Here is a 20133-nt window from a genome sequence, read left to right as displayed (position 1 = left end):
CGAGGAGTCCGAAGTGGATGTTGATGGCATCGCATCTAGATTCGCCAGCGAATTGTTCACTCACCAGGGAAAGCTCGAAGGCAAGGCCGGCGAGGTGCAGCGCGCGCAGGCCGCCCTGGAGTCGGCGGCCAACGCCATCCAGCAACAGCGCGAGACGCATCAGAAGGCCGCCGGCAAGCTGCTGAGCAACTGGGAGAGCAAGGCCACGAATGGTTTCCAGAAGGAGGCGACGAAGTTCGACCAGGACCTCACCGCGACCGCAGAGGCCAGCGCCAAGGGCGCCAAGATCGTCGCCGAGGTCACCAAGGCACTGGACGGCCGGCACAGCGCGGTCGGGTCGCTCGTCGAGGACTTCATCACCAAGGCAGGACAGGTCATCCAGGCCGGGATGGCCGTCGCCGGTGTCGCGGCACCGGCGGGACTGATGCGGGCGGTGGCCGAGGTCGCCGACCTCGCGGGCGGATACATCAAGCAGTCCGGCGGCGAGCTCAAGGACGCTCGCGACGAGATGGCGGAGGCTGCGCGGAAACTGCGCGCGCTGCTGGCGGAAGTGGACTCCGACGGCGTCGCCGATCCCGAGAAGCAGCCGCGCAAGCCGGGCGAAGACGGCGCTAAGGGCGGCGACGAAAGCCCCGGCAAGGGCAAGGGGTCCGGCAGAGCCGACGAGATCCTGGACAACGCCCGCAAGCACATCGGCTACCACGAGGGCCCGAACAACCAGAACAAGTGGGGCCCGACCGGGCAGCCCTGGTGCTCCTACTTCGCCACCTCGATGTGGCGGGAGGCCGGCGTGGACCTCCCGAAGTACGGCTACACCGGGGACGTCTACAAATGGGGCGAACAGCAGGGCACCGCCTACGGCCAGAGCGACCTGCTCAAGAACGCCCAGCCCGGTGACGCGCTGCTGTTCGGCACCGGCCCCGGTCATGGCCAGAGCGAGCACATCGGGCTCATCGAGAAGGTCGAGGGCAACAAGATCACCACGATCGAGGGCAACTCCAGCGATCAGGTAGCCCGGCGCACCTACACGCTGCCCAAGGACGCCGACCGGTTCTACGGAGGGGTGCATCCGAAGTGATGATCATCGGACGTGCGCAGCGTAATGGGGTTTCGGTCGAGGTCGTCCCCGGTGGCGCGCTGCAGTCCCTGGAACTGGCCCCCGAGGCGCTGGAGCTCGGGGCCGCGCGGCTCGCGGCCACGATCGAGGCGCTGGTCCGGGCTGCGGCGGCAAAGGCGAACCGGGCGGCCGGGGAAGCCATCCGCGAGGAGTCCGGCGAGCTGCACCCGGACGTCCTGGCCGCGTTGGGGCTCCCCCAGGACGACGCGGACGCCGATACCGACGACACAGCCGCAGCAGAAGCCTGGAGGCGCTGATGGACGAACGCAGCATCGACGAACTGATCGAGATCGCCGAGGGGATGCCCCGGACGAACGGGCTCGCCGCGGGCTTGGACGCCGTTCGCGGAACCGCGCGCGGTGAAGGCGTTTCGCTGGCGGTGGACTTGCAGGGGATGCTGGTCGGACTCGAACTCGACGACCGGGCGCTCGCGCTGGGCCCCGCGGGGCTGGCCGCGGAGATCTCCCGGCTGAGCAACGAAGCCGGCACGGACTCCCTGCGGCAGGGCATGCTTGCGATCCAGGCTGGGTGCGGCGCGGAGGTCGCGGCCGCGGTCGGCGACTACTTGATCAGCATCGAGGACGAAGCCGAGCAACCCGCGCCGGAACCGCCCTCGCGACCTGTCACCTGGGACGACGAGGACGTCCACTGGGGCAGCACGAAGAAGGAAACCTGGTGACCGCTCCCCCGGCGACCCGACCGCTGGCCGGTCCGGTCGCCGGGGACACGCCGCGGCGGGGCCCCTCGCGATCCGGCTGACGGGGACGCCGCTCCAGCGTGGACGTCGACCTCAGCGCGGGATGGAGGTGTGCTTGAACTCGTTGAGGTCGGTCCACCCGGTCAGCAGGTCCACCACGCGCTCGACCGCCTTGATCGACGCCGCCGGGTCCGCGCCCTGTGGCGCGCGGTTCATCAGCCGGACGAACACGGCCTGGTCATCGGCGATGAAGGTCGGCACGCCCCAAACGTTGTGCGAGGCCACGAACTCCTCGTGCTCGGAGCGCACCTTCTCCAGCGCGGCGCCGTCGTCGATGCGGGCGAACACCGTGTCGGCGGGAACCCCGTGGTCGGCGAGAACGCGTTCGACGACCGAGCGGTCCTCCAGGTGCAGTCCGGCGTCGTGCCTCGCTTCGAACAGGGCCCGGTGCACCGCGGGGAACCGGTCCGGGAACTTGTCCCGGACCACCACCCCGGCTTGCAGGGCGACGATTCCGCTGTCCTGCTCCGGCTTCTCCCAGACGCTGGGCTGGCCTTCTTCGACGTGCGCCTGGCCCAGGGAGAACGGCAGGTACCGGACCTGCCAGTCGGCTCCGGCTGCCTGTCCGGTGAGCAGGTGCTCGTGCGCGTTGCGGGCGAACGGGCAGCGGTAGTCCCAGGTGGCGGCGAATGCAGTGGTCATTTTCGGGTCAACATCCTTGTCCTGCTTGGTTGTTCCCCACGACCGGGGAACGGGGTCAGGCTTGGCAGTACGAGTCCGAGGAGGCGTCGCCGCCCTGGAGGCGCACCTGGTGGACCCGCCGCCCGCGGAATTCGTCGCCGCGCGGGAAGAAGCGCTCGTCCACCGACAGGCCACCGCCGGCGTCCGGATCGGTGTCGATCTTGGCGAACCACGCGCCGACGCCGTCGGGGTAGAACTGGTCGTCCCACGATCCGTACAGCGAGTTCGTCAGGTAGATGCGCCGACCGTCGCGGCTGACCTCCACCATCTGCACCCCGCCCGTCAGCGGCTCGTCCGGCGCGGCCGGGTGCGGGACGCGCCCGGTGATCCCGCCGAGGCGGACCGACCCGGTCTCGCGGGGGTGCGCCGGATCGCTGACGTCGTACTGCTTCAGCTCGCCGGTGCCCCAGCAAGAGACGTAGAGGAACCGGTCGTCGACGGATAGGTTGATGTCGGTGACCAGCGGTGGCACCGCGCCGAAGGGCTTGAGCGCGGGCGGGAGCTCGTCGGCGGGGGCGGGCTCGGCGGGGATGCTGATCACCTTCTCCGCCTGCCAGTCGCCGCCTTCGCGGTGCCAGCGCCAGACCGACGCGGACAGGTCCTCGGTGCTGATGACCACGCCGGCGAATCCCCAGGTGGCGCCAGGATCGTGCGACGGGCGCAGCTCCAGCACCATCTGGTGCTGCGCGCCGAGGTCGACGCGCTGGAGGTGGCGCCCCTCGGCCAGGTCCCAGAAGTGCAGGGCGTGGCCGTACTCGTTGTTCAGCAGCAGTTCCGGGACGACCCCGTCCTCGATCATCGAGGGCGTGCCCCACTCGCTGGTGATCAGGGTGTTCTGGTTGAGGTGCCACCAGGCGTCGTAGGCCAGGTGCTGCGGTCCCCGTTCGGTTTCCCACGCGCGCACGACGTCGAACGTGTCGTGGTCGAGCACCGCGATCCCCCCGGGCCCGTCGGCCCCGTCGGCGCCGCCGAGGCAGGACAGGTAGATCCCGTCCGGGCCGCAGTGCAGCGTGTGCGGCCGGGAGTAGCCGGCCTTGGCAGCGAGTTCGCCGGCCGCCACGGTCCGCACCAGCCTCGGCTGCCTCGGATCTGGGTGGGTGTCGTAGATGTGGATGTTCGACGATCGCAGTCCGGGTAGCAGCAGGTAGCGGCGCTGCAGGCCGTCGGTGTGGTGGCCGGCGTGGGCGAACGCGCTGCTGCACGCGTTCCAACCGAAGTGGTGCAGTTCGTCGCCCCGGGTCGGCAGGTCGGCCCAGCCGACCACCTGGCCGTAGGTCGCCGATTCCGGGTCGGTGTCCACGACGGTGAGTGCGTCCGGCTGCTCACCGGCCCGGTCGAACGCGACGACGTAGGCCAGTCGTTCGGCGGGCGCGGCGATGGCTTCGCCCGGGCTGCGGTAGAAGGTTGGATCGAGCTCGTGTTCGGCTGGAGAACTCATCTCGTCCCCTCGACAGAACGTTTTCGCCACTCAGCGTCTCGAACGCACAGCGGAGCGTCGAGACTTTCCACATCGTAAGAACCGGCACGCGTGCGGCTCAAGCGGGCTGGTAGGTCAGGCAGTCCACGATGTCCTGCTCGTAGCCGACGGAGATGCCGGGTGCCTGGCATTCGAGGTGGTCGTTGTACCGGCAGTCGGACATCTTGCAGGCGCCCACGTGGCCGACCACGTCGGGCACGCCGCCTTCGACCGGAGCGGTGCAGAACGTGTCGCACTGCGCGCGGAGCGGATCGCCGATGGTGATGGCTAGGGCATGGCAGTTCTGGCCCTGGTTGAACGCGCAGTCATCGGCGGTGCACTTGTTCACCAGAGGCATTTCCATGATTCCCACCTGATTTCATCGGCAACAACCGCCATTCGGCAACAACCGCCATGATGGGCCGGGCCCGGCGGCCCGGCATCAGATCCGGTGGGTGCCGAAGTCAGCGGTCGGCCCGGCGCTGCCGGCGCAGCAGGAAGCGCTGGATCTTGCCGCTCGGCGTTTTCGGGAGCTGTTCGACGAAGTGCACCGCGCGCGGGTAGGCGTGCGCGGCGAACTTGCGCTTCACCAGTTGCTGGAGGTCCGCGACCAACGCGTCGTCGCCGGTGGCCCCGGCGCGGAGCACGACGTAGGCCTCCAGGACCTCGCCGCGGAGCGCGTCGGGCACGCCGATGACGGCCGCCTCCGCCACCGCGCCGTGGCGCACCAGGACGCTCTCGACGTCGAACGGGCCGATGCGGTACCCGGCCATGATGATCACGTCGTCGTCGCGGGACGAGAAGAAGAACGCCCCGTCGGCGTCCCGCGTCCCGGCGTCGCCGGTGAGGTACCAGCGTCCGTCGGCGGAGAAGCGTTCGGCGGTCTTCTCCGGTGCGGCGGTGTAGGCGGAGAACCACATGAGCGGGCTGTCCGCGACGCGGAGCGCGATGCGCCCGGCGGTGCCCGGGGCGCGGGCTCGTCGCGGTCGTCGTGCAGCACCTCGGCGGACCATCCCGGCAGCACCGCGCCCATCGACCCCGGTTTGACCGGCTGGCGAACGCCGTCGGCCCAGCCGTTGACGATGACCATGCCGTGCTCGGTCTGGCCGTAGTGGTCGCGCACCGTCACGCCCAGTTGGTCTTCAGACCAGGACACGACCTCCGGGGTCAGCGGCTCCCCGGCCGAGGATGCACGGCGGAGCCGGATCCCGTCGGGAACCGCGGCCGCGCCGGTCCGCAGGCTGCGGTACACCGTGGGCGCGGCGGCGAAGTTCGTGACGCCGAATTCGCGCATGACCTGCCAGGTCAGCTCCGCCGAGAACCCAGCGTGCAGCAGGATGCTGCGCCGGCCTGCGGCCAGGGGACCGAGAATCACGTAGTACAGGCCGTACGCCCAGCCCGGGTCGGCCGCGTTCCAGAACACGTCGTCGTCGCGGACGTCGAGCCCGAACTCCAGGTAGGCCTGGAACGAGGCCACGGCCTTGATCGGCACCGGAACCGCCTTCGGGGTTCCCGTGGTGCCCGAGGTGAACAGCTGTACCAGGACGCCCTCTCCGCCCAGGCGGGCCGGCTGCGCGGTCGGCTCGTCGCCGCTGTAGCGGTCGAGCAGCCCGGCGAAGGACAGCTCGCCGGGGGCGTCTCCGGCGACGATGACCCGCCACGGCGCGTCGGCGGGCATGTCCTCGCCTGGCTCCAGCTTGGCGCGCTGATCCGCGTCGACCACGACGATCTTCGCGTCGCTGGCTTTCAGCCGCAGGGCGATGGCGGGCGGCGCGAATGCGGTGAACAGCGGCACGTGCACGGCGCCGCGGCGCCAAATCCCCAGCAATGCCACGACGAGGTCGGCCGACTTGCCCATCAGCACCGCGACCGCGTCACCCGGCTCGACGCCCAAGTCGGCGAGCGCGGCGGCGAACTGCGCCGAGTCCCGGCGCAGCCGGCCGTAGGTGAGGTCGCGGCTGGACAGGTCCGCCTCGATGACGGTGCAGGCCACGGCGTCGGCGGGGTGCTGATCGCACAGCAGTTCAGCTGCGCACGCTGCCGGCGAATCGAACCGGGCGAGCAGCTCGGCGACTCGTTCCGGCTGCGGTGTTGTCCTGGCTGCGGCGCTCGACTCGATGCTCACCGAAGGCCCCTTCCTGCCATGCGCTCCTTTGCCCCGGCATTGCCAGCGGTTATGCTCCGCGCCACACATCATGCCGCGATACCCCCGGAAGGGGTGAACGGATCGTGTACTTGCGCCCGGCTGATGGGGACGCCTTCCGGCAAGCCCTGCGGGTGGTGCGGCAGCGGGCCGACGTGCCGGTCGTCTTCGGCGGGCAGGTCGCGGACGGTTCCGTGCGGCTCTCGGAGTTCGCCGGCGTGCGCACTGCCGCCCTGAAGGGACTTCGCGTGCGCGCCGAAGCCGGGCTCGGCGGCCAGGTCCTGGCATCCCGGCGTCCCGGCGCGGTGCAGGACTACCGGTCTGCCGTGACGATCAGCCACGACTACGACGCGCCGGTGCTCGCGGAAGGAATCAGCTCGGTGGTCGCCGCGCCGGTGACGGTTCGCGGTTCCGTTCGCGGAGTTCTCTACGGTGCCGCGCGCGGTGCGTTCCCGCTCGGTGACCGGGTGCTCGACACCGTGGTCGACGCGACCCGGCACCTGGCCGGTGAGCTCGCCATCCGCGACGAGGTCGACCGGCGGCTGCAACTGCTGGACGTGGTGGAGGCCGACCGCGCGGTGCCTCGCGACAGCATGGCGATCGAAGAGGTCCGCGAGCTGCACGCCGAGTTCCGCGCCATCGCCCAGGGGCTCGACGACGCGGCCCTCCGCGACCGCCTGCACCGGGCGTGCGAGCGGCTGGCCCACCTCACAGCCGCCCGCGACGCTGTCAATGCGCCCTCGCTGGCGCCGCGCGAGCTGGACGTGCTCTCCCAGATCGCGCTGGGATGCAGCAACGCGGAGGCGGCGAGGAGGCTTTCGCTGCGGCCGGAAACAGTCAAGGCCTACCTGCGCAGCGCCATGCGCAAGCTGGACGTCCACACGCGGCACGAGGCGGTCGTCGTCGCCCGGCGCTGGGGCCTGCTGCCTTGACGTCCTGGTTGCGCAGCCGCCGTTCCGGGTACCTCGCACGTGGTGGTGCGGATTCGTGCGGAGGGTTGCGATGTGCCGGTTGTTCGGGTTGTCCGCCGCTCCGAGGCGGGTGCACGCCACGTTCTGGTTGTTGGAAGCGCCCGACAGCCTCGCGCGGCAGAGCCGTCGCGAGCCGGACGGGACGGGGCTCGGCATGTTCACCACCGAAGGCGAACCTGAGGTCGACAAGCGCCCGTTGGCCGCATACGAGGACCGGGCGTTCGCCGAAGAGGCCAAGCACTGCAAGTCGACCACGTTCATCGCGCACATCCGCTACGCCTCCACCGGTGCCGTGGAGCCTCGCAACACCCACCCCTTCGAGCAGCAGGGCCGGTTGTTCGCGCACAACGGAGTGATCGGCGGTCTCCCGGTGCTGGAGGACGAACTCGGCGACTACCGGAAGCTCGTCGCGGGGGACACCGATTCCGAGCGCTTCTTCGCGCTGATCACCAAGCACATCGACGCGAACGGCGGTGCTGTTGGTGCCGGGATCGCCGCCGCCGCGCGATGGGTCGCCGACTCGCTCCCGGTTTATGCGCTGAACCTGGTCCTCACCACGCAGACCGAGATGTGGGCGTTGCGCTATCCGGACACGCACGGGTTGTACGTGCTGGAGCGCGCCGCTGGCGGTCCGCACAGCGACCGGTACCTGGACCAAGCCAGCGCCGCCGGGCGCATCCGCGTCCGCAGCGGTCAGCTGGCCGAGACCCCGGCGGCGGTGGTGGCCAGCGAGCGGATGGACGAGGACGCGGGGTGGCGGGAACTGCGGCCCGGAGAACTGCTGCACGTCGACGACGCCCTAGCGGTCACGCGGCAGCTCGTCGTGGACCACCCGCCGCACCACCAGCTGGCCCTTCTGGATGCGCACGCCGCAGCCTCACAGGCGTGACACCGGCTCGCGCAGGGCGGGTGTCGCGTCGGCGGCGTTGATCGCGGCGTCCGCAGTGGATGCGTACGTGAACCGGTCGGTGACGTCGAGTATCCCCAGCAAGCGGTCGACGATCCGGTTCTGGGAGACCAGCACCAGGTTCGCCTGGCGCATCAGGGCGCGGTGCCCGGCTTCCATCAGCACCACGACCCCGTCGGTGGACAGGAAGGACAGGCCGGAGAGGTCCAGGACGGCGGTTCGGGTGGCGGCCGTCAGGTGCGCGCGGACCGCCTCGGCGAATTGCGGCGCGCTGTTCATGTCCAGGATTCCGGCCGCTTCGATGACGACGGCACCGGGGGCCGGGCGCGTGGTGCGCAGGCTCAGCTTCTCGGCTTCGAGCGCGAGGTCTTCTGCGCTGCGTTCGGTGCGCGGCGCGGGAACTTCGGTCCGGCCGAACTCGGCGAAGGACATGTGCAGCCTCCCCTGTGCTTCGGGATTCGGGCGGTCGGCCACGTCGCGGGAATCCGCGGCAGGCCGTCTCCCACGCTACGGCCGACACCGAGATCACCAGGGAAGATGACATTTCGCGCGCATCACAACACGAAGGGTGCCGAACCTCCGGCGACGCCCCACGACCGGGTGACAGGAGCCGTCGCCCGCGGCCGATGCGGTTACCTCGAACCGCCCGCGACCTGCGGAGCCAGCGCGTCGTTCGCGCTGCTTCCGATGTCCTCGCGCTTGAGGAAGTCCTCCACCTCGAACAGGTTTCCGTCGGCCCGGTCCAGGACGTCGAGCAGCGTCGACAGCTGCGAGACCGCATCGACCTGTTCGGCCAGGAACCAGCGCATGAACTGCTCGCCCAGGTAGTCGCCGTCCTCACGAACCGTCCGGGTCAACGCGGCGACCTCGGCGGTCACCGACCGCTCCTGCGCGACGGCGAGCGCGACGAGCTCCCGCGGCTCGGTGAAGTCGTTGCGCACCGTCGGAACGGCCGGTACCTCCACCTCGATGTTGCTGTCCATCATGTACTGCACGATCCGCAGCGCGTCGTCGCGCTTCTTCGACGAGCGCCGGTAGAAGTGCGTGGCCAGGCGGGGCAGATCCCGCTGGTCGAACCAGACCGCGATCGCCAGGTACTGCTGCGCGGTGCCGAACTCGTTGCCCACCTGTTCTTCCAGGAGGTTCTGGGTGCGCGACGTACGGGGGTCGATCTTCTTCACGCGACTGGTCATGGGCGCCAACGCTAGAACGCACCACGATCGGCTACCCGTCACCCGCCACGATTCGAACCGATCGAGCGATCACCGGCACGACGAGCCACCAGGTTCACCTCCGGGTGCGGCGGGTGGGGGTCGCGGTGGCGGGGTCTTCCGGCCACGGGTGCTTCGGGTAACGACCTCGAAGTTCCGCGCGCACCTGCTGGTACCCGTTGCGCCAGAACGAGCCGAGGTCGGCCGTGACCGCCGCCGGTCGCCCTGCCGGGGACAGCAGGTGCAGCACGACCGGGACCCGGCCGTCGGCGATGCGGGGCACGTCCTGCCAGCCGAAGACCTCCTGCAGCTTCACGGGCAGTGCGGGGCGGTCGTCCCGGTAGTCCACCTTGATGCGGGAGCCGGACGGGACCTCGATCCGATCCGGCGCGAGCTCGTCCAGCCGACCCGCCGCCGACCAGGGGATCAGCCGTCGCAACGCGACGCCCGCCGGAATCCGGAGATCGGCCCGCCGCCGGGCCGCCGAGAGCTCGGGCTCCAACCAATGGTCCACTGCGGACAGAAGCGCTCCGTCGTCGGTGGCGGGCCAGGGATCGCCGAGCGCGGCGTGCAGGAACCCGAGCCGCTGGCGCAGCCGCCGCGCATCTTCGTTCCAGGACAGCAGTTCCGGCCCCTCGGCGCGCAGGCCCGCCAGCAGCGCCTCCCGGACTTCGGTGGGGTCCGGGTCGCGGATCGGCCGCTGGCTCAGGACGATCGCGCCGAGCCGCTCGATCCGGACCGCGCGCACATCGCCGTCGGCCCAGCCGATCTCGTCGCCGGTGGTCACCAGGGCGGGCGCCGCTCTCCGGGCCAGCTCCTCGTCTGCCGGTGCGGCCATGCGGACGGTGCCGTAAGCGCTGCCAGGGGCCCGGTCGGCGACAGCCACGACAAGCCATTCCGAGCCGCGCAACCCGGAGTTGCCGGGCAGCTCCACCGCCGTGCCGGACGCCATCAGGTACACCGCCGAGTCCGCTCCCCGGCGCCGCGCGAGCCGCTCGGGCTGCGCAAGCGCGACGACCAGCGCCGCATTGTCGCGATCGGAGGTTCCGGGGTGCGGCTGCACCGACGCACGCAGCCTACGGACCTCGCGGCGCCACCGATCGCTGCCCGGCGCGCCCCGCCGCAATCGGGAAAGTGCGGTTGTCACGTCGATTTCGTTGGTCAGGGCATCGTTGTCGAGGAGGGCGACGACCTCGGTGGCGATGTCCACACCCGCCAGTTCGCGGCCGTCGAGCAAGGCCCGGGCCAGCCGCGGATGCAGGCCCAGTTCGGCCATCCGGCGGCCCCGGTCGGTCACCGCCCCGGAGGGTTCCAACGCGCCGAGCCCGCGCAGCACCTCCCGGCCCGCCGCAAGCGCACCGGCGGGCGGCTCGTCCCACCACGTCAGCGCCGACCCGTCAGGCGTTCCCCAGCACGCCAGTTCCAGGGCCAGCCGGGTCAGGTCCGCCGTCCGGATCTCCGGTTCTGGGTAGGCGGGCAGCGTGCTGTGCTCGTGCTCCGGCCAGCACCGGTACACCACACCCGGCCCCTGCCGGCCGGCGCGGCCCGCCCGCTGCTCGGCCACCGCCGCCGACACCCGAACCGTGGCCAGCCCGGCCAGGCCGCGCCGGTTGTCCACCCTCGACACCCGGGAAAGGCCCGAATCCACGACGGCGCGCACCCCGGGCACGGTCAGGCTCGATTCCGCGACCGCCGTCGCCAGCACCACCCGGCGCCGCTCCCCCACCCGCAGCGCCGAATCCTGCTGCGCGTGGCTGAGCCGCCCGTGCAGCGGCAGAACGTCCACATCGGACCTATCGAGTTGGCCCGCGACGCGGCGGATTTCGGCGGCCCCGGGCAGGAACGCCAGCACATCGCCGTCCTGCTCGGCCAGCGCGGTGCGCACCGCCCGCGCCACGCAAGACTCGATCCGCTCGCCTCGCGCCGGCGGCAGGTACGCGGTTCGGACCGGGTGCGTCCGCGCGTGCGCCTCCAGCACCGGGGCGGCGCCGAGCAGTTCCGCCGCCCGGCCGGCCGCCACCGTGGCCGAGGTCGCCAGCACCTGGAGATCCGGCCGCAGACCGTCCCGCGCGTCCAGCAGCAACGACAGGAGGAGGTCCGCGTCGAGATGCCGCTCGTGGCATTCGTCGAGCATCACCACGTCGACCCCGGACAATTCGGGGTCGGATTGCAGCCTCCGCACCAGCAGGCCGGAGGTCACCACCTCGACGACCGTTTCCGCGCCACGACGGCGCTCGCCCCGAACCGAGTACCCCACGCGCTGCCCGACCTTCTCGCCGAGCAGGCTCGCCATGCGCTCCGCCGCGGCCCGGGTCGCCAACCGCCGCGGCTCGGCGACCACGACGCGCAGGCCCTGCTCGGCAAGCGCCAACGGGACCAACGTCGTCTTCCCGGTGCCCGGCGGAGCCACCAGCACCGCCGTGCCGTGCTCGGAAAGAGCACGGGTGACGTCGTCGAGCGCGGAACGCACGGGAAGATCCGGGAAGTCGAGCATAACGGCCCCATACTGCCATCCCGGCCAGCCGACGCCCGATGCCCGCTCGTCTCGGCATCGCCGCCGGGGCATCGCGTTGTTCAAGATCGGCGCCGCACCCGGCAAGGGCGATTTCGCGCGAAATCGCCGGGGAGTCGGGGCTTTCGGAGCGCCCCACCGTGCACGTAGGGGCCGACGCCCGCGTCCGTGCTGCCCGCATAAGGGCGGAGGACCACCGGGACCGGGTCGGGGCGGCTGGTCCGGATCCGGCCGCCAGTGCTCGAGGTTCACCATGCCCGGCTCAACCGGCTCCAGCCCGTCGAAGAAGGGGTTGGACTCCGCCGGGGCGCGCCTCTGCCAGGGAATGCCGGCGGCGTCGATCTGCGCGCTCATCCGCGCGCCTTCAGCCGGATCGTCGAGGACCACCTGGGAGACGACCAGGTGGCTGCCGGGCACGTCCACCGGACAGGTCGGCGCGCGTTAGCACGGATCCCGCCGGGACGGCAAATCCCGCCCGGAAAATCCAGATCTTGAAACGATGTCACGTTTGCCGGGCGGCTGCTGCATCGTGGCATCCGAAGGGCGCGCACGCATCGGATTCCCCCGCGCCGACACCGCGAAAGGCCGACATGTCCGAGAACGACAACTCCCCCGAAAACGACGACCTCGGGCTGCCGGAGAAGCCCAAGAAGAAGTGGCGCGGCGTCCTGCTGGGCCTGGCCGCGCTGGTGGTGATCGCCGTCGTCGCAGTCGTCGTGGTGCAGGGCCGCTCGACCGACACCGCGGCCGACCGCACCAAGGTGCGCATCGGCGTCACCGACGCCAGCAAGCCCTACTGGAAGACGTATAAGGAACTCGCCGCGGCTCAGGGCATCGACCTCGAGACGGTCAACTTCAGCGACTACCACCAGGCCAACCCGGCGCTGTCGCAGAAGCAGATCGACGTGAACCTCTTCCAGCACCTGCTCTTCCTCGCCAACTACAACGCGTCCAACGAGGACACCCTGACCCCGATCGCCTCGACCTACGTCGTGCCGCTGAGCCTCTACTCGCAGAAGCACCCCGCCGTCGCCGGCATCCCGCAGGGCGGCTCCGTGGCGATCCCCAACGACCCCACCAACCAGGCTCGGGCGCTGCTGGTGCTGCAGCAGGCCGGGCTGATCAAGCTCAAGGACGGCGGGACCGTGCTGTCCACCCCGGCCGAGATCGACACCGCGGCTTCGAAGGTGAGCGTCACCCCGGTCGACGCCGCGCAGACCGTCGCGTCGCTGCCGTCGGTGGACGCGGCGATCATCAACAACAACTTCGCCCTCGACGCCAAGCTCGACCCCACCAAGGCACTCTTCGGCGACGACCCGAACAGCCCGTCGGCCGCGCCCTACATCAACGTGTTCGTCGTCCGCGCCGAGGACCGGGACAACCCGACCTACCGCGAGCTCGTCGAGATCTACCGGGACGAGCGCGTCTCCGGGCAGGCCCAGGCCGACTCGAAGGGCACGTCGGTGCTGGTCGACCGCCCGCAGGCCGAGCTCGAAGGCATCCTCGCCGACCTGGCGAAGACCGTGCGGACACCCAAGTGAGCACCGCTTCCCCGCTGATCGAGTTCCACGACGTCGGCAAGACCTTCGGATCCGGCGACCGCGCGGTCACCGCGCTGGCGGACATCGACTTGGCCATCGAGCCCGGCGAGGTGTTCGCGATCATCGGCTACTCCGGCGCGGGCAAGAGCACCCTGGTGCGGTTGATCAACGCGCTGGAGCCGGTCACCACCGGCCGGGTCGTCGTCGGCGGCACCGCCATCACCGGCCTGCCCGAGCGGCGGCTGCGCGAGGTCCGGCTCGGCATCGGCATGATCTTCCAGCAGTTCAACCTGCTGCGCTCCCGCACCGTGTTCGGCAACGTCGTCTACCCGCTGAAGGTCGCGGGCTGGGACAAGCAGCGGCGCGAGCAGCGTGTCGCCGAGCTGCTGCGGTTCGTCGGCATCGCCGACAAGGCCTGGCAGTACCCCGATCAGCTCTCCGGCGGGCAGAAGCAGCGGGTCGGCATCGCCAGGGCGCTGGCGACCAACCCGAAGATCCTGCTCGCGGACGAGTCCACCAGCGCGCTGGACCCGGAGACCACCGGGGAGGTGCTGCGGCTGCTCAAGCGGGTCAACAGCGAGTTCGGGGTGACCATCGTGGTCATCACGCACGAGATGGAGGTGGTCCGGGAGATCGCGGACCGGGTCGCGGTGCTCGACGCCGGGCGGATCGTCGAGCAGGGCGACGTGGTGGACGTGTTCTCCGCGCCCAAGACCGCGATCACCCGGCGTTTCGTGGAAACGGTGCTGCACGACCGGCCCAACGGCGAGGACCTGGCGCGGCTGCGGGCCCGGCACGACGGCCGGCTGGTGACCGCGAGCATCCGCGACGACCGGCGGATCGGGGCGGTGCTGTCCAATGCGCTCGGCCGGCACGGGGTGCGGTTCGAGATCGTCCACGGCGGCATCAAGGAGCTCGGCGGCGAGCCGCTGGGCCGCCTGACGCTGGAGCTCAACGGCGCCGCCGACGGCGTGGACGCGCTGATCGCCGAGCTCCGCGAGATCACCGAGGTCGAGGAGCTGGTCGCGTGAACATCGACTGGACGACGATCGGGCCGGTGCTGCTCACCTCGATCGGCGAGACCATCTGGATGGTCATCGCGACGATGCTGATCGGCGGGTTCCTCGGCCTGGCGCTCGGCATCCTGCTCTACACCACGCGCAAGGGCGGGATCCTCGCCAACCGCTTCGTGTTCCTGGTGCTGAACGTGCTGGTGAACATCATCAGGCCGATCCCGTTCATCATCTTCGTGACGGCGATCGGGCCGCTGACGGTCAAGATCGTCGGCACCACGCTGGGCACCACCGCGGCCACGTTCGCGCTGATCGTGGCCGCCACGTTCGGCATCTCCCGGATCGTCGAGCAGAACCTGGTGACCATCGACCCCGGCGTCATCGAAGCGGCCCGTGCGATGGGTGCGAGCCCACTGCGGATCATCGTCGGCCTGCTGGTGCCGGAGGCGCTCGGGCCGCTGATCCTCGGCTACACCTTCGTGTTCGTCGCGGTCGTCGACATGACGGCCGTCGCGGGCGCGATCGGTGGCGGCGGGCTCGGGGACTTCGCCATCACCTACGGCTACCAGCGCTTCGAGTGGGGCATCACCGCGATCGCGGTGCTGATCATCATCGTGCTGGTGCAGGCGGCCCAGTACCTGGGCAACTTGTTGTCCCGCAAGGCACTGCGCAGCTGATGGCACTGGGCTCGTGATCAACCGCGTGGGCGTTCACCCCGGTTCCGTCCGGGGCGAACGCCCACCGGCGCTGGCGAGGCGTCGCTGTCCAGGCGGTCCGCGATGAGGTCCAGCAGCGATTCGACTTCCGCCTGGTCGTAGCCGGCGCCGGCTACGGGCTGCTCGCGGAAGACGACGGCCTGCACATCCTTCGAGGTCAACGTGTCGGTGCCGCGCAGGGTCGCTGCGACACGGTCCAGGAAGTCGTCGACCTGGGCCTCGTCGTAGCCGGGCTTGTTCGCTGTCGAACCGCTCAGCACCACGCTGCCGATCGCCTCCGAGGTGAGCTGGGGCGTCTCCGGATCCACCGGTCGCGGGAAGGCGCGGCCGATCGGGATGCGCTGCGTCGGACGGTCCCCCTGGCGTGGTGTCATGTTCTTGATGATCGTGGAGACCATGACGAGGAAGGCGAAGACGCTGGCCTCCTGGTAACCCGGTTGGCCCGGCCCGGGAGGGTTGAACCGGACGCCCAGCACGTCCTGCGCGGTGAGGGTGTCGGCGCCGCGGAGGGTGGCTTCGACGCGGTCCATGAACGCGTCGACCTCGGCCTTGTCCAGCGCGGACTGCGACGTCGCGTGGCCGTCGAAGACCTCGACGCGTCCCGGTGGCACGAGCTCGGCGGCCCGCTGCACCGGTTCGGGCCGCGGTGCCGCCACAGCCCGGTCGACGCGCCGGACCACAGTCTTCCGCTCGCTCGCCGTGCCGCTCCCCCGCTGCCCGCGGCGCTCGGACTCCCGCACCTCCAGCTTCATCAGGGTCAGCGCGATCTGGTCCAGGAACTCAGCTACCTGGGTCTTCTTGTAGGCCCGCCCAGGTTTGCCCGGGCTGAACCGGGCGGTCAGCACATCGCGTACGGTCACCAGCCGCTTCCCTCGCAGAGTCGCCTCGACGCGTTCGAGGAACTCGTCGACCTCTGCCTCGTCGAAGCCGCGGCTGCGCCGCCACGTCCTGGCGAACGCAACGTTGTGCACGTCGTCGGGGGTGAGCATTCCTCGTGCCTCCAGGGCATGCCGCGTCCACTTCTCGGACGCTTGCCCGGCGTGCCACGCCTGAGCCCCCGACCCGCCCGTTCTGCGCGAACAGCTTGCCCAAGGCCAGGCGCGAGATCAAGCCTTCCGACCACCCCAGAAATGGGGCGTTCGCCCCACGCTGCGCCGCGTGCCCGGCCGACTTCGGACAGTGTGCCCAGCAGGCGCGTCCGAACGGCCCAAGTCCCACCCCGATAGATCATCCACTTAGGGCTGTTGGTCCGGCACGCGCGCGAGAGCCAAGATGGGGGTACCGCACGACATCGGAGGGCACGATGACCGACAACACCGGTGAGCAGCCGAGGATCCAGCGATCGCCCAAGCGGGTGCGGGCCTACCTCCGCGGCCGGCTGGTCGCGGACACCAGGGGTCCGATGCTCGTTTGGGAGCACCCCTACTACCCGACCTACTACCTACCGGCGGAGGACGTCCAGGCGAAGCTGCGCCCGACCGGTGAAACCCGCCACATCGACCGCGTCGGAGACGGTGACGTGCACGACGTGCTGGTCGACGGAACCGTCGCCGAGGGCGCCGCCGTCCGGTTCCCGGACTCCTTCGCGGCACCGGACCTGGTGCGGCTCGAATGGGGCGCGATGGACGAGTGGTTCGAGGAGGACGAGCCCGTGTACGTCCACCCCCGCGACCCGTACAAGCGGGTCGACGTACTGGCCAGCTCGCGGCACGTCACCGTGCGGATCGGCGGCGTCGTCGTGGCCGACTCGCATCGCCCGCACGTCCTGTTCGAGACCGGGCTGCCGCCGCGTTCTTACCTCCCGCTGACCGACGTCCGGATGGACTTGCTGCGGCCGTCGAACCGGCGAACCCAATGCCCGTACAAGGGAACCGCGACGTACTGGAACGCGATTATCGATGGCACCGAACACGCCGACATCGTCTGGACCTACCGCACGCCGCTCCCGGAGAGCCAGAAGATCGCCGGTCTCGCCTGCTTCTACGACGAGCGGGTGGAGATCACCATCGACGGCGAACTCCAGGAGCAGCCGCGCACCCCGTTCTCCTGATCATCCATTGTGGACGGTATTCGGAAAATCGCTTCCACTCCGCGCGGACGGGCTGACAAGATCCACCCATGCCTGCATCCCGTCGCGAACTGCTGCGCTGGCAGTTCAACCTGACCTGGTCGCTGTTCAAACTGCATCTGGAACAGCTGAACCCCCAGGACTTCCTCTGGGAGCCCGCGAAGTGCTGTTGGACGATGCGCCAGGGCGACGGCGTAGCGTGGGTGCCGGACTGGGCCGATACCGAGCCCGCCCCTATCCCGGTCCCGACCATCGGCTGGGTTACCTGGCACATCGGGTGGTGGTGGAGCATGACCATCGACCACGCGCAAGGCCGACCGCCGCGCGACCGGACCGAGGTCGAATGGCCCGGTGCCGGGCAGCCGACGATCGACTGGCTGCGCGGGCTCCGCGCGGACTGGCTGGCGGTGCTCGACGAGCTTACCGACGCCGACCTGGATGCCGCCGCGCCGTTCCCGTGGCAGAACGACCCCGAGATGACCGTGGCCCACATGGTCGGATGGGTCAACGCGGAACTGATGAAGAACGCCGCCGAGATCGGCCAACTCCGGCTGGTACGGGCCGCTTCGTGAGAACCGGCACACGGATCACCGCAGCTGCGGCAGGACCTCCGCCGCCAGGCGTTCGGTCTGCTCGGCGTGGTCGAACATCGAGCTGAGCAGGATCAGCTGCGCGCCTGCGGTTTCTACCTCGCGCAACGCCCGCGCGCAGTCCTCCGGTGTTCCGGCGACCGCTGCGGCCTCGATGGTCGAGGAGCGGCGGCCGTAAAGCCTTTCCAGCGCCGCGTTAATCCGCTCCCGCCCTCGCTCGGGCGATTCGTCGACGGCGACGTAGACGCGTTTGGCGATCGGGAATTCGGCCGCGTCCCGCTCCTGCTCGGCGAGCGCGGCGACGGCGGTCCGGACCTGCTCCGCGAACTGCGCGGTGGGCGATGATCCGGCGCCGAAGAAGCCGTTGCCGTGCCGGACCGCGCGGCGCAGCGCCGCCGGGCTGCTGCCGCCGAACCAGATCGACGGATGCGGTTTCTGGAACGGCTTGGGCTCCATCGCGGCGTCTTCGAGCTGCCAGAAGCGACCGTCGAAGGTCACCCGGGTCCGGGTCCACAGCTGCTTCATCAGCTCCAGGCCCTCGGTGAAGCGGCCGACGAAGCGCTCCGGTTCGACGCCGAACGCGGCGAATATCCGGCCCTTGCCGCCCGTGCCGACGCCGATTTCGAGACGTCCCCGGGACATCTGGTCCAGCGTGCTCAGGCTCTTCGCGAGGTGCACCGGGTTGTGCAGGGTGGTCACCAGCACCGCGCAGCCCAGCCGCAGCCGGTCGGTGCAGGCCGCCGCGAAGGTCATCGTCTCGATCGGGCTCAGCTGCGGCATCGTGCCCAGCACCTGCTCCTGGGTCCACGCGCTTCATGGATGACCGGCCCCGGGCCCGGTCCAGCAGGCGATCGAGCGCTGCGCACTCCCCGCCCCGGCCACGCAACCCGGGCTCGCGGGCTGGTGGACATAGCCATGACCGATGGTAGAGAAGGGGGCCACTCGACGCGCAAATACGAATGCAGGCGGCCCGCCGTGTAGTCCAGGCGCTCGACCTCGGCCGCCGCCTCCGGCGGCAGGTCCCCTTCGACGTAGCGCACGCCGTTCGTGCCGAGGTCGATGGGTGTCGCGGTCTCGCTCACCGATGGGCTCGTCGTTTGGTGTGGACAGTCCGGCTATCACAGCGATCGAGCCACCGCGGCGCGTCCGTTCACCGCCGCATCACGCGTTCGCGCGACGCGTCGGCGCGCTCTTCATCGGTTGCCGTGGCGAGGGTGTCGAATTCGACGAGGAGATGGCGGGGGCCGCGCAGCACCTGATTGGGCCGGTAGGGAGGCGGGTCGGTGACCAGCCGGGGGTTGACCAACCGGCGGGCCAGTTCAGGCAAGGCCACCTGTTCCTCGACCCGGGCCAGCGGGGCGCCGAAGCAGTAGTGGATGCCGCCGCCGAAGCCGAGGTGCTGATTGTCGGTGCGGTCTGGGGCGAAGCGGTCCGGGTCGGCGAAGCGGTGGGGGTCGCGATTTCCGGCGGCCAGCATCAGCGTCAGCGGGGAGCCCTGGGGGATGGTGGGCCCGGCGATGTCGATGTCGGCCAGCGCGCTGCGACCGGTCAGCATCTGCACCGGGGGTTCGTAGCGCAGCAACTCCTCGACCAACGGGGTGATCAGATCGGGTTCGTGCCGCAGCCGGTCGAGCACACCGGGGTGGCGCAGCAGGGTGAGCATGCCGTTGGCGATGAGGTTGACGGTGGTCTCGTGGCCGGCGACCAGCAGCAGAGCGGCGGTACTGAGCACGTCCCCGCGGGACATCGGCGTGTGGGCGCCGGTGTCGGTGAGCAGCCCGGAGATGAGGTCGTGGCCAGGTTGGTGGGCGTGGGCCTCGGCGAGCCCGTCGAGGTACTGCCCCAGTTCCGCGTTCACCTGGGCCTGCCTGCGCTGGCGCTCGGCGAACGCGCCCGTGGACGGATCAGCGGACGCGGTGATCGCGGCGGCCCAGTGGTGGAAGCGCGGCTGGTCCTCACGGAGGACGCCGAGCAGCCGGCAGATCGCGGTCACCGGCAAGGGATAGGCGACGCCGTCGACGACGTCGACGCGGTTCCCGCCGGCGAAGTCGTCGATCAGCCCCGTGGCGACCTCGGCCAGCCAGGGCCGCATCCCGTCGATGCGGGCGCGAGTGCACGGTGGCCCGAACGGGCGGGTGGCCAGCTCGCGCAGCCGGTCGTGATCGGGAGGCTCGAGTTGGATGAAGGGCAGCGGCAGTCCAGGCAGTCCCTCCTCCGGTACGGGTAGGCCGCCAGCCAGCTCAGGGTGGCTGCGGGGATCGGAGCTGGCCCGTGGGTCGTGCAGCAGCGCGACGATCTCGTCGTAGGTGCTGACCACGTAACTGCCGTTGGCCTGCCGCGCCACGGGGGTTCTCCGCAACTCCGCGAACAGCGGGTAGGGGTCGGCCCGGTTGGCGGGGTCAAGGATCTGCTCGAAGATACTGGGCTGCGCCATGACCATTCCTCTCGTC

20 protein-coding genes and 1 pseudogene are annotated in these 20133 nt (G+C 70.4%); 10 read left to right on the top strand and 11 right to left on the bottom strand.

Going from position 1 to position 20133, the window contains the following annotated elements; translation table 11 throughout:
- Nucleotides 1-13: 13 nt before the first annotated feature.
- From DL519_RS06490 to DL519_RS06480, 3 genes are read left to right on the top strand one after another with little or no spacing between them, the layout of a single operon-like run.
- A complete protein-coding gene (locus DL519_RS06490) occupies nucleotides 14-1078 on the top strand; it encodes a CHAP domain-containing protein (RefSeq protein ID WP_190813308.1) in 1065 nt (354 codons plus the stop codon).
- Nucleotides 1078-1374, top strand: a complete 297-nt coding sequence (locus tag DL519_RS06485) for a YbaB/EbfC family nucleoid-associated protein (RefSeq protein WP_190813307.1) — start codon at nucleotides 1078-1080, stop codon at nucleotides 1372-1374. The genes DL519_RS06490 and DL519_RS06485 overlap by 1 nt, the downstream gene beginning before the upstream one ends.
- Nucleotides 1374-1796, top strand: coding sequence for a hypothetical protein (locus DL519_RS06480; RefSeq protein ID WP_190813306.1), 423 nt, complete (start codon nucleotides 1374-1376; stop codon nucleotides 1794-1796). The genes DL519_RS06485 and DL519_RS06480 overlap by 1 nt, the downstream gene beginning before the upstream one ends.
- Before the next feature lie 111 nt (nucleotides 1797-1907).
- Here DL519_RS06480 and DL519_RS06475 read toward each other — a convergent pair whose 3' ends face one another.
- From DL519_RS06475 to DL519_RS06460, 5 genes are all read right to left on the bottom strand, one after another.
- The gene (locus tag DL519_RS06475) at nucleotides 1908-2516 is read right to left on the bottom strand and encodes a DsbA family oxidoreductase (protein ID WP_190813305.1); all 609 of its coding nucleotides are present in this window, start codon (nucleotides 2514-2516) and stop codon (nucleotides 1908-1910) included.
- Nucleotides 2517-2571: 55 nt separating this feature from the next.
- Nucleotides 2572-3993 (bottom strand): selenium-binding protein SBP56-related protein, encoded by a 1422-nt coding sequence (locus DL519_RS06470; RefSeq protein ID WP_190813304.1) that lies wholly within the window; start codon nucleotides 3991-3993, stop codon nucleotides 2572-2574.
- Between the two features lie 97 nt (nucleotides 3994-4090).
- Nucleotides 4091-4375 (bottom strand): DUF1540 domain-containing protein, encoded by a 285-nt coding sequence (locus tag DL519_RS06465; protein ID WP_190813303.1) that lies wholly within the window; start codon nucleotides 4373-4375, stop codon nucleotides 4091-4093.
- Between the two features lie 100 nt (nucleotides 4376-4475).
- Nucleotides 4476-4784: an AMP-binding enzyme gene (locus DL519_RS49370; RefSeq protein WP_317891435.1), complete on the bottom strand. Its 309-nt coding sequence runs from the start codon at nucleotides 4782-4784 to the stop codon at nucleotides 4476-4478.
- A 5-nt stretch (nucleotides 4785-4789) separates the two neighbouring features.
- Complete coding sequence (locus tag DL519_RS06460; protein ID WP_397544930.1) at nucleotides 4790-6136, bottom strand: AMP-binding protein; 1347 nt, start codon at nucleotides 6134-6136, stop codon at nucleotides 4790-4792.
- Nucleotides 6137-6240: 104 nt separating this feature from the next.
- Between DL519_RS06460 and DL519_RS06455 the strand changes: the two genes are divergently transcribed.
- Entirely contained in the window at nucleotides 6241-7086 is an 846-nt protein-coding gene (locus tag DL519_RS06455) for a helix-turn-helix transcriptional regulator (protein WP_223838511.1), read from the top strand.
- Nucleotides 7087-7141: 55 nt separating this feature from the next.
- Nucleotides 7142-8014 (top strand): class II glutamine amidotransferase, encoded by an 873-nt coding sequence (locus tag DL519_RS06450; protein WP_223838510.1) that lies wholly within the window; start codon nucleotides 7142-7144, stop codon nucleotides 8012-8014.
- On the opposite strand, the gene DL519_RS06445 is transcribed toward DL519_RS06450, so the two are convergent.
- The 3 genes from DL519_RS06445 to hrpB form a co-directional block, all read right to left on the bottom strand.
- Entirely contained in the window at nucleotides 8003-8464 is a 462-nt protein-coding gene (locus tag DL519_RS06445; RefSeq protein WP_190813302.1) for an STAS domain-containing protein, read from the bottom strand. The genes DL519_RS06450 and DL519_RS06445 overlap by 12 nt on opposite strands.
- A gap of 200 nt (nucleotides 8465-8664) precedes the next feature.
- The gene (locus DL519_RS06440) at nucleotides 8665-9225 is read right to left on the bottom strand and encodes a ferritin (protein ID WP_190813301.1); all 561 of its coding nucleotides are present in this window, start codon (nucleotides 9223-9225) and stop codon (nucleotides 8665-8667) included.
- A 94-nt stretch (nucleotides 9226-9319) separates the two neighbouring features.
- A complete protein-coding gene (gene hrpB / locus DL519_RS06435; protein WP_190813300.1) occupies nucleotides 9320-12172 on the bottom strand; it encodes an ATP-dependent helicase HrpB in 2853 nt (950 codons plus the stop codon).
- Nucleotides 12173-12345: 173 nt separating this feature from the next.
- On the opposite strand from hrpB, the gene DL519_RS06430 reads away from it, so the two are divergent.
- The 3 genes from DL519_RS06430 to DL519_RS06420 are packed head-to-tail and all read left to right on the top strand — an operon-like array spanning nucleotide 12346 to nucleotide 14986.
- Nucleotides 12346-13296 (top strand): MetQ/NlpA family ABC transporter substrate-binding protein, encoded by a 951-nt coding sequence (locus DL519_RS06430; RefSeq protein ID WP_190813299.1) that lies wholly within the window; start codon nucleotides 12346-12348, stop codon nucleotides 13294-13296.
- Nucleotides 13293-14327, top strand: a complete 1035-nt coding sequence (locus DL519_RS06425) for a methionine ABC transporter ATP-binding protein (protein ID WP_190813298.1) — start codon at nucleotides 13293-13295, stop codon at nucleotides 14325-14327. The genes DL519_RS06430 and DL519_RS06425 overlap by 4 nt, the downstream gene beginning before the upstream one ends.
- Complete coding sequence (locus DL519_RS06420; RefSeq protein WP_190813297.1) at nucleotides 14324-14986, top strand: methionine ABC transporter permease; 663 nt, start codon at nucleotides 14324-14326, stop codon at nucleotides 14984-14986. Before DL519_RS06425 ends, DL519_RS06420 begins: the two co-directional genes overlap by 4 nt.
- Nucleotides 14987-15003: 17 nt before the next feature.
- Here the strand turns inward: DL519_RS06420 and DL519_RS06415 are convergent, their stop codons facing one another.
- Nucleotides 15004-16014, bottom strand: a complete 1011-nt coding sequence (locus tag DL519_RS06415; protein ID WP_190813296.1) for a DivIVA domain-containing protein — start codon at nucleotides 16012-16014, stop codon at nucleotides 15004-15006.
- Between the two features lie 314 nt (nucleotides 16015-16328).
- On the opposite strand from DL519_RS06415, the gene DL519_RS06410 reads away from it, so the two are divergent.
- Both DL519_RS06410 and DL519_RS06405 read left to right on the top strand, forming a co-directional pair.
- Nucleotides 16329-17075 (top strand): DUF427 domain-containing protein, encoded by a 747-nt coding sequence (locus DL519_RS06410; RefSeq protein ID WP_190813295.1) that lies wholly within the window; start codon nucleotides 16329-16331, stop codon nucleotides 17073-17075.
- A gap of 68 nt (nucleotides 17076-17143) precedes the next feature.
- Nucleotides 17144-17665, top strand: a complete 522-nt coding sequence (locus DL519_RS06405; RefSeq protein WP_190813294.1) for a DinB family protein — start codon at nucleotides 17144-17146, stop codon at nucleotides 17663-17665.
- 15 nt (nucleotides 17666-17680) lie between these two features.
- Here the strand turns inward: DL519_RS06405 and DL519_RS06400 are convergent.
- Both DL519_RS06400 and DL519_RS06395 read right to left on the bottom strand, forming a co-directional pair.
- Nucleotides 17681-18481: pseudogene (locus tag DL519_RS06400) on the bottom strand (LLM class flavin-dependent oxidoreductase); the annotation flags it as partial.
- Nucleotides 18482-18833: 352 nt separating this feature from the next.
- Complete coding sequence (locus tag DL519_RS06395) at nucleotides 18834-20117, bottom strand: cytochrome P450 (protein WP_190813293.1); 1284 nt, start codon at nucleotides 20115-20117, stop codon at nucleotides 18834-18836.
- Nucleotides 20118-20133: the final 16 nt, after the last annotated feature.

The sequence above is a fragment of the Saccharopolyspora pogona genome (genome assembly GCF_014697215.1).
Classification (GTDB): domain Bacteria; phylum Actinomycetota; class Actinomycetes; order Mycobacteriales; family Pseudonocardiaceae; genus Saccharopolyspora; species Saccharopolyspora hattusasensis.
This window is presented reverse-complemented; position numbering and strand designations above follow the sequence as displayed.